Below are 14,480 nucleotides of genomic sequence, written 5' to 3' on the forward strand. Positions count from 1 at the left end.
CACCGCGGGGCGGTGGACACGGCGAGCGGCCGACGGCGCGCGCGGCGGGGCCGCGCCGGCTGAGCGCGAGGCGCCCCGCTACTGCGTCGCGATGGCGCGGATGACGGTCTGCAGGATGCCGCCGTTGCGGTAGTACTCGACCTCCACGTGCGAATCGATGCGCGCCACGACGGTGAAGCGCCGCACGCCGCCGTCCGCCGCCGTCGCCTCCACCTCCAGCCTGGCCTGCGGCGCCAGCGCCGTGATGCCGCGCACGGCGTAGACCTCGTCGCCGCGCAGGCCGAGCGACTCGCGCGACTCGCCGGGCAGAAACTGCAGCGGCAGCACGCCCATGCCGACCAGGTTGCTGCGGTGGATGCGCTCGTAGCTCTCGGCGATCACCGCCCGCACCCCGAGCAGCGTCGTGCCCTTCGCCGCCCAGTCGCGCGAGCTGCCGGTGCCGTACTCCTTGCCGGCGATGACGAGCAGCGGCACGCCCTCGCTCCGGTACTGCATCGCCGCCTCGTAGATCGAGGTCTGCGCCCCGTCCGGGAAGTGGCGGGTGACGCCGCCCTCGACGCCCGGCACCAACTGGTTCCTGAGGCGGATGTTGGCGAAGGTGCCGCGCATCATCACCTCGTGATTGCCGCGCCGGGCGCCGTAGGAGTTGAAGTCGCGCGGGGGCACGCCGAGGCCGATCAGGTACTTCCCGGCCGGGCTGTCGGCGGGGATCGAACCGGCGGGCGAGATGTGGTCGGTGGTCACCGAATCCCCGAGCACCGCCAGCACGCGCGCGCCCGCGATGTCGGCGAGGGGTTCCACGGTCGCCGTCATGGTGGCGAAGAACGGCGGCGACTTGATGTACGTCGAATCGTCCCGCCACTGGTACAGCTCGCCGCTCGGCGCCGGCAGGGCGCGCCAGCGCTCGTCGCCGCTGAAAACGTCGGCGTACTGGGCGCGGAACTGCTCCGGCGTCACGTTGTCGCGGACCACCGCCGCGACCTCCTCGGGGCTCGGCCAGATGTCGCGCAGGTAGACCGGCGTCCCGTCGCGGCCGGTGCCGAGGGGATCGCGGGTGAGGTCGATGTCGACCGTGCCGGCCAGCGCGTAGGCGACGACCAGCGGCGGCGACGCGAGGTAGTTGGCCAGCGTCAGCGGGTTGATGCGGCCTTCGAAATTGCGATTCCCGCTCAGCACCGCCGCCGCCACCAGGTTGCCCTGCTTGATCGCCGCCGCCACCGCGTCGGGCAGCGGGCCGGAGTTGCCGATGCAGGTGGTGCAGCCGTAGCCGACGACGTGGAAGCGCAGCGCCTCCAGGGCGGGCATCAGGCCGGCCCGTCGCAGGTAGTCCGTCACCACTTTCGAGCCCGGCGCCAGGCTCGTCTTCACCCACGGCTTCACCGTCAGCCCGCGCTCCACCGCCTTCCTGGCCAGCAGGCCGGCGCCCAGCATCACCGAGGGATTGGAGGTGTTGGTGCAACTGGTGATGGCGGCGATCACCACCGCGCCCTGGCGCAGCTCGTATCGCTCCTCGCCCTCGGTCACCGCGACGCTGGCCGCGGCGTCGCGCTTGTAGGCGCTGCGCAGGGCCTCGTGGAAACCGGCCTGCATGCGCGCCAGCGGCACCCGATCCTGCGGCCGCTTCGGACCGGCCAGGCTCGCCTCCACGGTCGAGAGGTCGAGGGCGAGCTGCTCGCTGAACGTCGGTTCCGGCGACGTGGCGGTGTGGAAGAGTCCCTGCGCCTTGCAGTACGCCTCGACCAGCGCCACCTGCTCCGGCGCGCGGCCGCTCAGGCGCAGATAGGCCAGCGTCTGCTCGTCCACCGGGAAGAAGCCCATGGTGGCGCCGTACTCGGGCGCCATGTTGGCGATGGTCGCCCGGTCGGCGAGCGACAGGTCGGCCAGCGCCGGGCCGTGGAACTCGACGAACTTGTCGACCACGCCGTGCGCCCGCAGCATCTCGGTGACCGTGAGCACCAGGTCGGTGGCGGTGACTCCGGGAGCGAGCGCGCCGGTGAGCTTCACGCCCACCACCTTCGGCATCAGCATGTAGTACGGCTGGCCGAGCATCACCGCCTCGGCCTCGATGCCGCCGACGCCCCACCCCATGACGCCGAGGCCGTTGATCATGGTGGTGTGCGAATCGGTGCCGACGCAGGTGTCGGGGAAGACCAGGCGGGCGCCGTCCTCGTCGCGACCGAACACCACCTGCGCCAGGTACTCGAGGTTCACCTGGTGACAGATGCCGGTCTCCGGCGGCACGACGCGGAAATTGCGCAGGCTCCCCTGCCCCCAGCGCAGGAACTCGTAGCGCTCGCGGTTGCGCTCGTACTCGAGCGCGCCATTGGCGGCGAAGGCGCCGGCGGCGCCGAAGCGGTCCACCTGCACCGAGTGGTCGATGACCAGATCCACCGCCACCTGCGGGTTGATGCGGCGCGGATCGCCGCCGAGCCGGCGCATCGCCTCGCGCATCGCCGCCAGGTCGACGACCGCCGGCACGCCGGTGAAGTCCTGCAGCAGCACGCGCGCCGGCATGTACGGCACCTCGCGCGCCGCCGGCGCCGCCGCCGTCCATGCCGCGAGCTGGCGCACGTCGTCGCCGCGCACCAGCCGCCCGTCCTCGTTGCGCAACAGGTTCTCGAGCAGGATGCGGATGCTGAACGGCAGGCGGTCGACGGCTCCCAGGTTCGCCTCGGCCAGCGCGGCGAGGGCGAAATACTCGACGCGCGTCCCGCCCACCGTGAGCGACCGGCGGGCCCCGAAGCTGTTCAGGCGTGGCGTGCTCATCTCGTCTCCAACCTTTCCGATCCTCTGCGCACCGCTCAGAGCCCCTTCTCCAAACGGCGTTGGGTGAATTCCTCGTCGGCGATGCCGGTATCGTACTCCAGCGCCGTCACCGTCACCGTGGTGTGGCTGCCGGTCTTCACGTTCTGCATCTCGAGCCGGTGCGCGGTGGGGATGTTCTTCTGCGGCCGGATGTCGCCGAGGAACAGGGTCTTGGCCAGCGTGCCGTCGGCGTCGCGCAGCTCCATCTTGCGCACCACCTGGTCGTCGCTGCCGAGCCACACCCGCACCGTCCCGTACGACACATCGGCGCCGGCGGTCGGCCGCAGGTCGATGACGGCGCAGCGGACGCCATCGAGCGTCTCCTCGCCGACCATGCCGGCGCTCGCTCGGTCCTCCTGCCACTCGACCGCCTCGGCCATGATCGCCAGATCCTCGTAGCTGAAGTCGGTGCCGACGAAGCTCTCGGTGCGGGCGCCGCCGCTGATCTGCCGCACCCGCTTGAGCGCCGGCAACCACAGCCACTGGTGGTCCTCGCTCGTCGGGTCGGTCCACTGCAGGAAGCCGATCCCCGCCACCTGCGCCGGGGCGCGGAAGAACATCAGCGAGCGGACGAGGTCGCCGTCGCCGCGCTTGCTCAGCACCTCGAGCTCGCGCTGGAACTCGCCGCCGCGCCGATCGACGACCGTCAGCGTCATGCGCTGCCGGCGATCGCTCCAGTGCCGCTCGCCGCGGTTGAGGGCCCTGGCCTTGTCGAGCGCGGCGCGCGCCGCGTCGTCGCCGCGGGCGCCGCCCGCCAGCAGCACGAGCGCCGCCAGGGCCAGCCCGATGCGGCCGACGGCGCTCATGCCGGGCTGCTCCCGCGGCGCTGGTGCCAGAGCAGGCCGCGATAGACGTACTGGATGCCGGAGACGGCGGTGACGGCGCCGGTGACCGTCTGCAGCATCTCCGACACCGTCGCCAGCGGCAGCGCCGGCCGCGCGACGCTCATCAGCGCGAAGCCGACGGTGAAGAGCTGGAAGAAGGTGGTGAGCTTGCCGAGCCGGCTGGGAGCCACCTCCATCCACTCGTGGTCGACGACGAAGACGGCGCCGTAGCCGAGGACGACGATGACGTCGCGCAGGATGACCAGGACCGCCAGCCAGACCGGGATGACGCCGTCATAGCCGAGCACCACGAACGAGCTCAGCAGCAGCAGCTTGTCGGCCATCGGATCGAGCACCGCCCCGAGATCGGAGCGGCTGTCGGTGAGGCGGGCGAGCGCGCCGTCCACCGTGTCGGTGACGCCCGCCGCGAGAAAGAGCATGAACGCCGCCGGGTGATTGCCGTTGGCGAGCAGGATCAGAAACACCGGGATGGCGATGATCCGCAGCAGGGTCAGGAAGTTCGGCAGGGTCAGCATCCGCGCCGCCAGTCATAGCAAGTCGCGCCGCCGATGGCAGGCCCGGCGCGGCGCCTCACGCGCCGGCGGCGCCCTGCGCCAGCGCCTTGCGGATCCGCCCCGCCACCTTCGGCGGCACGTAGGCGGTGATCTGGAAGGCGCCATCGAGCAGGCTCTGCTCGGCGACCCGGCCCGCCTGATGAATCTGCGCCAGCAGATCGCCGCGATCGACCGGGATCCGCACCTGCAGCCGCTCCTGCTGCGCCGCCAGCAGGATGCCGATCTGGCGCAGAAGCTGCGGCAGGCCGGCGCCGCTCCGCGCCGAGACGCTGCAGCTCGGGCCGCGCACCGCCGGCCGCGCGGCGGGCGTCAGGTCGGCCTTGTTGAACACCGTCAGGCGCGGCAGCTCGCCGGCGTGCAACTCGCCGAGCACCTCCTCGACCACCGCCACCTGCTCGCCGGCGTTCGCATCGCTGCCATCGATGACGTGCAGCAGCAGGTTGGCGCTCCGCACCTCCTCGAGGGTGCTCTTGAAGGCGTCGACGAAGCCGTGCGGCAGCTTGTGGATGAAGCCCACGGTGTCGACCAGCAGCGCCTCGCCGCCCTCCGGCAGGCGCAGCACGCGCACCGTCGGGTCGAGGGTGGCGAAGAGCTGGTTCGCCACCAATACCCCGGCGTCGGTCAGCGCGTTCATCAGCGTCGATTTGCCGGAGTTGGTGTAGCCGACCAGGGCGACGATCGGGTACGGCACGGCGTGGCGGCCGGCGCGGTGCAGGCCGCGGGTGCGCGACACCTCGCCCAGTCGCTGCTTCAGCTTGGCGATGCGCTCGCGGACGCGCCGGCGGTCGACCTCGAGCTGTGTCTCGCCCGGCCCGCGGGTGCCGACCATGCCGCCCGCCTGGCGCGAGAGGTGCGACCACTGCCGGGTGAGCCGCGGCAGGAGGTACTCGAGCTGCGCCAGCTCGACCTGCAGCTTGCCCGCCTGCGAGGTCGCCCGCTGCGCGAAGATGTCGAGAATCAACTGCGTGCGGTCGATCACCCGCACGCCGATCGCCTTCTCCAGGTTGCGCTGCTGCGCCGGCGTCAGCTCGTCGTCGAAGATGACGACGCTCGCCACCCCGCCCTGCACCTGCTGCCGCACCTCCTCGATCTTCCCCGAGCCGATCAACGTGCCCGGACTCAACCTGCGCGCCGCCTGCACGGCGCGACCGACCACGGTGGCACCCGCCGTCTCGCTCAGTCGCTCGAGCTCGTCGAGCGACTCCTCCGCCGTGAGCAGGGCGCCGCGACCATGGTCCACCGCGACGAGAAAGGCCCGGTCACTGCGCTGCGCGACATCGATCACGACCCCGCGGACCATCGCGGAGCGCGCCGCCCCCGTCAAGGCGGGGCGTTCCCACGGTGGTGCGAAGCCAGCGCCCAGCGCGGCCGCGCCGCGCGGTGGCCCGGACCTTGTCAAAGCGCGGCGCCTGGCAATACTGGGCGAATGCCGCTCTTCGCGGCGGACGCCACCAGGGGGGGACACGAAATGCGATCGAGACTGTCGTGGAGCATCGCCGCGCTCCTGCTGCTCACCGGACACGCCGGCGCGCAGCTCACCGCCGGGCAACAGAAGTGCCTGAACACGCTCAACGCCGACGCGGCGAAGCTGGCGCAGACGCAGGGCAAGGAGAACGTCGCCTGCCTGAAGCGGGCCACCGCCGGCGCGCTGCCCGCCGGCCAGAATGCCGACGCCTGCCTGCTGGCCGACGGCAAGGGAAAGGTCACCGATCTGCAGGATCGCATCGCCAGCGACTACGCCGCGCGCTGCGCCGCCACGCCACCGCCCTTCGGCCTGCCGAGCGGTACCGCCGCCGCCGTCGTCGCGGCCGTGCCGCGCGACCAGTCGCTGGCCCTCGCCGCCGACATCTTCGGCGCCTCGCTGCGCACGGCGGCGATCGACTGCGCCAGCGACAAGGCGGCGTGCGGCTGCCAGAACGCGGTCGCCAAGGCCTACGAGAAACTCGTGGCGACGACGTTCAAGACCTTCGTCCAGTGCAAGAAGGCGGCGCTCAAGGCCGGCGCCAACTCGGGCGCGGCGCTCGCCGCCTGTGTCGACGACGCCGGCACCCCCGGCTCGATCGCCGCCGACAGCAAGCAGCAGATCGCCAAGCGGGTCAGCCAGCTCGCCGGCATCGCCGGCAAGAAGTGCGCCGCGGTCAGCACGGCGCGCGCCCTGCCCGGCGCCTGCGCCGGCCGCGCCGGCAACGCCCTGGCGGCCTGCCTCAATGAGCGCGTGCAATGCCGGGTCTGCCTCGCCCTCAACCTGATCGACGGTCTCGCCCTCGACTGCGACCAGCTCGACGACGGCCAGCGCAACGTCTCCTGCCCGCGCGAGACATTCACCCTGAAGAGCCCCGCGGAGCCCGAGGACACCCCGGGCACGGGCGGCCTGACCGCGACGGGCTATCCCAAGCTGCTCACCCAGTTCGGCGGCAGCGACGTCAACCTCAACAATGCCCGCTTCACCCGCTTCCGCCTCTCGCCCACCACCACCAACCCCGACGCGGTGTTGGTCCTCGTGCCCGGCTTCGAGGGCGGCGCCAACGATTTCAAGATCCTGGCCGAGAACCTGATCCCGCGCGTCCACGCCGAGCAGGGCCTGCGGCTCGAGATCTGGGCCTACGACCGCCGCTCCAACCAACTCGAGGACACCATCGGTCTCGACATCGCCGAGGCCACGGACGACGCGCTGCTCGGCCTCGACTGGCTCTTCGGCGGCGAGCTCGCCCTGCCGTTGTCGCCGGCGCTGGTCGCCGGACCGAACCGTCGGGCGCAGTTCCACAATCCGCAGGGCGACACCGCCTTCATCGCCAACTGGACGCCGCTGACCTTCTCGCGCGACATCGACGCCATCGTCGAGAAGGCGCGCACGGTGGCCCGGGACGGCAACGTCTTCCTCGGCGGCCACTCCGCGGGCACCGGCTTCGCCGCCCGCTACGCCGCCACCGACTTCAACCTCACCGGCAACGGCCCGGCGCAGCCCGGGTACGCCAAGCTGCGCGGCCTCGTCCTCTTCGAGGGCGGCGGCGGCTCGACCGGCGGCGCGCCGCTGACCGCCGACACGCTCGATCGCATCGAGGCGAAGTTCGACGGCGGCCTCTTCGCCGCCGTGCGCGACAACGCCGGTCGCTGCGTCGACGGCGCCACCGCCTGCACCCTGGCCAACGAAGCCACCGCCTGCAGCGGCCAGACGCCGCCCAAGTGCACCCTCGCCACCACCGCGTACTCCTCGTCCGCGCTGCTCAACGCCCGCATCCTGGCCGCCGTCGAGCCGGCCGCGATTCAGGGCCGCAGCGATCCCGACAGCGGCCAGATCATCCTCCAGGTCGACCAGGGGTCGGCCGGCAACAACGCCGTCGCCAAGGTGCCCGACCTGGCGCCGCTCGCCGTCCTGCCGCAGGCGACGGTCTACGGCGGCATCGGCTCCTTCATCGACGACGACGGCTTCATCGCCGGCCTCGCCTCGTTCGTCGCCACCTCGGTGGGCGCCGCCGGCCCGATCGTCGGCGGGCTGACCACCTGGCTCGACTTCGACGAGGGCCCCTTTCCGCCCGCCGCCGTGCCCGACAACGGCCCGCCGCCGACCACGCTGCCGGGCACCATCTGGGGCCAGGAGAAGGAGGTCACGCGCTTCGACCGCATGCTGACGACCTTCTACGAGGGCGGCACCAACTTCGTCGACTGGTACTACCCGTCGAGCGGCCTGAGCGTCACCAGCGTCGCCGGCGTCTGCACCGGCGGCGTCTGCACCGCCGGCAACGTCGGCGCCGCCTGCACCACCGGCAACGCCGCCAGCGTCTGCGGTCAGGCGATCAATCTCGACTCGACGGCGCTCTCGGTCGGCCGCGGCCGCCGCGACATCGAGAACCTGACCCAGGCGGCCAACATCGACATCCCGGTGATCGGCTTCGGCGGCAGCAACGGCCTGGCGCCGGTCCCCGGCCGCTTCACGCCGCTGGCGCAGAGCATCGGCCTCTGCGCCGCGCCGAGCTGCGACGGCACGCCGCGGGTGGTCAGCGCGAGCCTGCCCAACCCGGCCTTCCCGACCTTCGGCGACGCCGCCGGCGGCTTCGAGGTCCACATCAGCGAGGGCTTCGCCCACGTCGACGTGCTGACCGCCGAGGACGACGGCAACAACAACGTGCTGGCGCCGCTCAGCGCCTTCATCGCCCGCAACGTCCAATGACGCCGTGCCGGCGGGCGCCGCGTCCAGCGGTGCCCGCCGGCGACGGCTACTTGCGGAAGTACATGTCCAGGGCGATCAGCGCCATCACCACCGCGAACGCCTTGCGCAGCATCGGCCCGGGGATGAGCTGCGCCGTCCAACCGCCGAGGTAGCCGCCGACGACGAAGCCGATCGCCACCAGGATGGCGACCTGGACGTCGACGTGCCCGTTCTTCCAGTACTGCCAGAAGGCGAGGATGCCGAGGGGCGGCAGCAGCACGGTCAGCGAGGTCCCCTGCGCCTGATGCTGCGTCATCCCGAACAGGTAGACGAGCAGGGGCACCATGATGAAGCCGCCGCCGAGACCGGTGAGGCCGCTCAGGGTGCCACCGATCAGACCAACCAGAATTCCGAGCATCGCGGACCTCCAGCGGTGCGAGTTATCGCGCGCGCCCGCGATGTCAACGAGGCGGGCGCGCCGCGCCGCGTGGCGGAGCGAGGTACTGTCCTAATCTCGATACGACAAAAAACCCTTCAGGTAGTGTCGGCTGATTGGTGGAAAAGCGAAAAGGCGTCATCATCCGGCGAGTTGTAACCCACAGCTCGCGCCCGCTGGCCAGAGCGGGTGCCGGAGGATGACGCCATGGGAAGCGATAGCAAGGGGACGAGACCGGGAGAAGCGTTCGGCCGCGATTCGATCGAGCAGGTGATGCGGGAGCGGATTCGGGAGACGATCGAGGTGTTGGTCGAGGAGGAGCTGGAAGCGGCGCTGGGCGCGGCGAAATCGGCGCGAGTGGGCGGCGAGCGAGTGGGCTATCGCCACGGCCGGCGGCCGCGGACGTTGAGCACCAGCTTGGGACTGACGACGTTCGCGCTGCCGCGTGCCTGGCTGCACGACGCCGCCGGCGAGGAGCGCGAGTGGCGCAGCGCGCGATGTTCGAGCGCTACGCAGGCGCACGGCGGGTCGACGAGGCTGTTGGGGATCTACCTGAGCGGCACCAACACGCGGCGGCTGCGCGGGGCGCTGGCGCCGTTGCTGCGCGGCGCGCCGCTGGGCAAGGACGCGATCTCGCGCCTGGTCGGGCGGTTGCGCGAAGACTTCACCACGTGGAGCCAGCGGGACCTGGCGGCCGAGCAGATCCGCTACCTGTTTCTCGACGGCTGGTATCCGCGGGTCCGCATCGGCAAGAAGGGCACGGGTCCCGGTGCTGGTGACGCTGGGGACGCGACGGGCGGCGGGTGCTGCTCGATCTGCGCGTGGCGGGCGAGGAGAGCACGGCCGCCGGAGGTGTTGGAGGCGCTGCACAGAAGTGCCAGCTGGGACGCCCGGTGTTGGCGGTGATCGACGGCAACCCCGGCCTGAGGCACCTGCAGGCGACCTGGCCGCAGCTCGACGTGCAGCGCTGCACCAATCACAAGCTCTGGAACCTGCTCGCCAAGGCCCCGGCGCACCTGCGCGAGGGTCTTCGCGGAGGACCACCGCCGGATGATCGACGCGACGGCGGCCGACGTGGAGAAGGCGCGCGTGGCGTTCAGCCGCAAGTGGCGCCGCTGCAAGGCGGCGTGGAGCAGCTTCGAGGAGGCGGGGATCGCCTTTCACCTTCCTGCGTTATCCCGTGGCGCAGTGGAAGGCGCTGCGCACCACCAACGCGCTGGAGCGCATCAACGAGGAGTTCCGCCGCCGCACCAAGACCCAGGCGAGCCTGCCGAGCGAGGATGCCGTCCTGCTGCTGCTCTTCGGCCTGATCCGCAGCGGGCAGATCACCTTGCGGCGCATGGTCGGCTGGCAGGAGATGCCGGCGGTTACCCAACGGAGCAACGCGGCCTGACCGCATAGAGTCCATTACTGGTTACGCTGCCGGATGCGAGGCGCGACTCTTTTCCACCACTTGACCGACACCACCAACCCTTCACCACGGAGGCACGGAGACACGGAGGGCTCGGTGCCATAGCGAAGGCGCGGGGCCTCTTCTCACTCCATTTCTGATGAACTTTGGGATGAACGCTGAGCGGGCTTCGAGATCAGTACTCTCCGTGTCTCCGTGCCTCCGTGGTGAAAGTCCTTCGTCACATCAGGGCTAAGGCTCAGATTAGGACACTACCCGGAGCGAGGCGCGCCGGTCGCCGGCTCCGCGCACCCCCGGGACGCCGCCGCCGGTGTCGCGCCGGGCGCCATCGCACCGTCGCCCCGCCCCGCCCCGGGCGGAGCCGCCGCCGGCCGCACGCAACTCGTTCGGCGTGGCACCTGCCTTGCTGGATCGAGTCCCCGAAATGGGTGCTCCCGTCGCCGCCGACCTGCGCGCCGAATTCGCCGCCGAAGGCAGGGCGCTCACCGAGCGCGGCCTGCGCACCGTCGTCGGCGTCGGCGTGCCCCTGGTGCTCGGCTTCGCGCTCTTCGACTACGTCCGCCATCCCGAGGTATTCGGCGCCTCGCTGCTGATTCGGATCGCCGTCGCCGGCATCCTGCTGCTCGCCCTGCTGCTCGGTCGCACCGCCGCCGGCCGCCCCTACGTGCCCCTCCTCGCCCTCATCGGCGTCGCCTCGACCGGCGTGCTGGTGTTCGCGATGCAGGTGCTGACCAGCGCCCATCCCAGCCAGTACTCCATCGGCCTCAGTATGGTGCCGCTGGGGGCGGCGCTGCTGTTGCCGTGGCCGGCGCGCTGGACCGCGCTCCTCTGCGCCACCATCGTCGCCATCTACGCCGCCGGCACCTGGGCCCTCGGACAGCCGCTGCTCGACCGGAGCGTGTTCGACAACGTGGCCACCGTCGTCGCCGCCAGCGCCATCGCCGTCGTCACCACCATGCTGCGCGAGCAGCTCCGCTGGCGCGAGCTCCAGGCCCGCGCCTCGCTCGCCGAGGCGATGGAGAAGCTGCGCGCGAGCGAGCAGCGCGCCACCGCCGCGCTGCAGGCGGCCGAGGCGGCCAATCGGGCGAAGAGCGAGTTCCTCGCCAACATGAGCCACGAGATCCGCACGCCGATGAACGGCGTCATCGGCATGACCGATCTGGCGCTGAAGACCGAGCTCAGCGACGAGCAGCGCGAGTACCTGACGATGGCCCGCGAGTCGGCCGACACCCTGCTCAACGTCATCAACGACATCCTCGACTTCTCCAAGATCGAGGCCCGCAAGCTCGAGCTCTCGCCGGTCGACTTCAGCCTCCGCGAGGCGGTGGTCAGCGCCCTGCGCCCGTTCAGCGTCCGCGCCGCGGAGAAGGGCGTGGAGCTGATCAGCCAGGTGCCGCCGCGCGTCGCCGACACCCTGGTCGGCGACGTCCTGCGCCTGCGCCAGGTGCTGTCGAACCTGGTCAGCAACGCGCTCAAGTTCACCGAGCGGGGCGAGATCGTCGTCCGTGTCGAAGCCGAGCCGGCGGCGGCCGACGAGCTGCTCCTCCACTTCGCCGTCGCCGACACCGGCATCGGCATCCCGCCCGACAAGCAGGCGCTGATCTTCGAGGCCTTCGCCCAGGCCGACGGCTCGACCACCCGCCGCTACGGCGGCACCGGCCTCGGCCTCGCCATCTCGGCGCAGTTGGTGGCGCTGATGGGCGGCCGCATCTGGGTGGAGAGCGACTCCGGACGGGGCAGCGCCTTCCACTTCACCGCCCGGGTGGCGGTCAACCAGACGCCCGCCGACCGGGCCGCGATGTGTCCCACGGCCCTGCGCGGCATCCGCGTGCTGGTCATCGACGACAACGCCACCAACCGCCGCATCCTGCAGGAGCTCCTCGGCTACTGGTCGATGGCGCCGAATGCCACCGCCGACGGCGTCGCCGGGATCGCCGAGCTGCGCCGCGCCGCCGCCGCCGGTCAGCCGTATCACCTGGTCCTGCTCGACTGCATGATGCCGGAGCTCGACGGCTTCGACGTCGCCGCCCGCGCCCGCCAGATCCCCGACCTGCTGCGCACGCCCCTCATCATGCTCACCTCGAGCGGCCAGCTCGGCGACATCGCCCGCTGCCACGAGCTCGGCATCGACGCCTATCTCACGAAGCCGATCAATCCCTCCGAATTGCAGGAGACCATCATGCGCGTGCTCGAGTCCCGCCCGCAGCCGACCGCCGCCGCGCCCGCCGCCGAGCCGACCGGCACCCTCGCCCCGCACCGCCTGCGCATCCTCCTCGTCGAGGACAACCTGGTGAACCAGCGCCTGGCGGTGCGCGTCCTCGAGCGCATGGGGCACCACGTCGACGTCGTCGAGGACGGCGGCGGCGCGGTGCGCGCCGTCGCCGCCGACCACTTCGATCTGGTGTTCATGGACGTGCAGATGCCGGTGATGGACGGCTTCGAGGCGACCACCCGGATCCGCGCCCACGAACGCACCACCGGCCAGCACGTGCCGATCGTCGCCATGACCGCGCACGCCATGAAGGGCGACCGCGAGCGCTGCCTCGAGGTCGGCATGGACGACTACCTCACCAAGCCGTTCGACACCGCCGCCCTGCGCGACGTCCTCGAGCGCGTCGTCCCCGAGCACCGGGCGCGCGCGGCGAGCTGATCCGGCGTCGGCGCGCTCCCGCCGCCGCGGCGCCCGTGCTAGCCTTGATGAGAAAAAAACTCCTCACCACGGGGGCATGGAGACACGGAGGGCTCGGTGCCATAGCGAAGGCGCGGGGCCTCTTCTCACTCCATTTCTGATGAACTTTGGGATGAACGCTGAGCGGGCTTCGAGATCAGTACTCTCCGTGTCTCCGTGCCTCCGTGGTGAAAGTCTTTTGTCGCATCAAGGCTAGAAGGCCCGGCCATGCCGCCCGAGACGATCTCCGCCGACGCGGCCGCGGCGCTGGTGCGCGACGGACAGTGGATCGACTACGGCTTCGGCCTGGCGCAGCCCGACCTCTTCGACCAGGCGCTGGCACGGCGCATCGCCGGGCTGCGCGACGTCCGCATCCGCGCCTGCCTGAGCCTGGCGCCGCGCGCCGTGCTGGAGGCCGATCCGCGCGGCGAGCACGCGCTGTGGTTCAACTGGCATTTCTCGGGCTACGACCGGGCGCGCAACCTCGACGGCCGCTGCAACTACATCCCGATGAGCTTCGGCGAAGCGCCCGACCTCTACCGCCGCTTCATCCCCCCGATCGACCTCGTCTGCCTGCGCACCGCGCCGATGGATGCCCACGGCTATTTCAACTTCGGCGCCGCCAGCACCTACCTGAAGGCGGTCTGCGAGCGCGCCCGGGTGCTCATCGTCGAAACCTGCGAGACGATGCCCTACGTGTTCGGCAGCGAGAACGCCGTCCACGCGCGCGACGTCACCTACGTCATCGACGGCGGCGCCGGCCGCGTTCCCGAGCTGGCGAATCCGCCGAGCACCGCCGTGGACCAGGCGGTCGCGGCGCGCATCGCCCCGGAGATCGACGACGGCGCCTGCCTGCAGATCGGCATCGGCGGCATGCCGAACGCGGTGTGCGAGGCGCTGACCACCGCCGGCAAGCGCGACCTCGGGATCCATACCGAGATGTTCGTCGACGGCATGGTCGACCTCGTGGAAGCCGGCGTGGTCACCGGCGCCCGCAAGACGCTCGACCCCGGCCAGATCACCTTCACCTTCGCCGCCGGCTCGCGCCGCCAGTACGACTTCATCACCCGCAACGCCGGGGTGCGGAGCTGCGCCGTCGACTACACCAACCTGCCGGCGACCATCAGCCGCAATCCGCGCGTGGTGTCGATCAACAACACCACCCAGATCGACCTGCAGGGACAGGCGGCGTCGGAGAGCGACGGCCACCGCCACCTCACCGGCACCGGCGGCCAGCTCCAGTTCGTCCGCGGCGCCTACACCTCGCCGGGCGGCAAGTCCTTCCTGTGCCTGGCCTCGACCTACGAGAAACGCGGCGAGCGCCGCAGCCGCATCGTCACCACCCTGACGCCGGGCAACGTCGTCACCACGCCGCGCACCGACACGATGTACGTCGTCACCGAGCACGGCATGGTGAACCTCAAGGGCAAGTCGGTCGCCGAGCGCGCCCTGGCGCTGATCGGCATCGCCCATCCCGACTTCCGCGACGCGCTCGAGCGCGAGGCGCGCCTCCTCCACCTGATCCCGCGCCGCTTCCACTGACCCGCGCCCGCCGACGCCGTCGCCGCTCGGCGCTCGCCGCGGTTGGCCCGCCACGGTCGAGCGTGTAGGCTG

At 71.3% G+C, this 14,480-nt stretch carries 10 protein-coding genes; 5 read left to right on the top strand and 5 right to left on the bottom strand.

The window, feature by feature from the left end:
* Window positions 1-78 precede the first annotated feature (78 nt).
* Genes acnA through hflX form a run of 4 tightly spaced genes read right to left on the bottom strand, consistent with a single transcriptional unit; the run spans window position 79 to window position 5,489 of the window.
* Window positions 79-2,766 carry an aconitate hydratase AcnA gene (acnA, locus tag KF840_05470; GenBank protein MBX3024342.1) on the bottom strand — a complete coding sequence of 896 codons (2,688 nt, stop codon included), beginning with the start codon at window positions 2,764-2,766 and terminating at the stop codon, window positions 79-81.
* 35 nt (window positions 2,767-2,801) lie between these two features.
* Window positions 2,802-3,611, bottom strand: coding sequence for an outer membrane lipoprotein-sorting protein (locus tag KF840_05475; protein MBX3024343.1), 810 nt, complete (start codon window positions 3,609-3,611; stop codon window positions 2,802-2,804).
* On the bottom strand, window positions 3,608-4,165 hold the full coding sequence (locus KF840_05480) for a CDP-alcohol phosphatidyltransferase family protein (GenBank protein ID MBX3024344.1): 558 nt from the start codon (window positions 4,163-4,165) through the stop codon (window positions 3,608-3,610). The genes KF840_05475 and KF840_05480 overlap by 4 nt, the downstream gene beginning before the upstream one ends.
* 55 nt (window positions 4,166-4,220) lie before the next feature.
* Window positions 4,221-5,489, bottom strand: coding sequence for a GTPase HflX (hflX, locus tag KF840_05485; GenBank protein MBX3024345.1), 1,269 nt, complete (start codon window positions 5,487-5,489; stop codon window positions 4,221-4,223).
* 183 nt (window positions 5,490-5,672) lie between these two features.
* Here hflX and KF840_05490 point away from each other — a divergent pair, with 183 nt between their 5' ends.
* Complete coding sequence (locus KF840_05490; GenBank protein MBX3024346.1) at window positions 5,673-8,372, top strand: hypothetical protein; 2,700 nt, start codon at window positions 5,673-5,675, stop codon at window positions 8,370-8,372.
* Window positions 8,373-8,418: 46 nt separating this feature from the next.
* Here the strand turns inward: KF840_05490 and KF840_05495 are convergent, their stop codons facing one another.
* Window positions 8,419-8,769, bottom strand: a complete 351-nt coding sequence (locus KF840_05495; GenBank protein ID MBX3024347.1) for a sulfite exporter TauE/SafE family protein — start codon at window positions 8,767-8,769, stop codon at window positions 8,419-8,421.
* 225 nt (window positions 8,770-8,994) lie between these two features.
* On the opposite strand from KF840_05495, the gene KF840_05500 reads away from it, so the two are divergent.
* The 4 genes from KF840_05500 to KF840_05515 all read left to right on the top strand — a co-directional run bounded on the left by KF840_05500 (window position 8,995) and on the right by KF840_05515 (window position 14,408).
* Window positions 8,995-9,693, top strand: a complete 699-nt coding sequence (locus KF840_05500) for a transposase (protein MBX3024348.1) — start codon at window positions 8,995-8,997, stop codon at window positions 9,691-9,693.
* 274 nt (window positions 9,694-9,967) lie between these two features.
* Complete coding sequence (locus KF840_05505) at window positions 9,968-10,180, top strand: transposase (GenBank protein MBX3024349.1); 213 nt, start codon at window positions 9,968-9,970, stop codon at window positions 10,178-10,180.
* Between the two features lie 442 nt (window positions 10,181-10,622).
* Complete coding sequence (locus KF840_05510; GenBank protein MBX3024350.1) at window positions 10,623-12,848, top strand: response regulator; 2,226 nt, start codon at window positions 10,623-10,625, stop codon at window positions 12,846-12,848.
* A 246-nt stretch (window positions 12,849-13,094) separates the two neighbouring features.
* Window positions 13,095-14,408, top strand: coding sequence for a 4-hydroxybutyrate CoA-transferase (locus KF840_05515; protein MBX3024351.1), 1,314 nt, complete (start codon window positions 13,095-13,097; stop codon window positions 14,406-14,408).
* Window positions 14,409-14,480: the final 72 nt, after the last annotated feature.

The organism is bacterium (genome assembly GCA_019637795.1).
Taxonomy (GTDB): Bacteria; Desulfobacterota; Binatia; order HRBIN30; family CADEER01; genus JAHBUY01.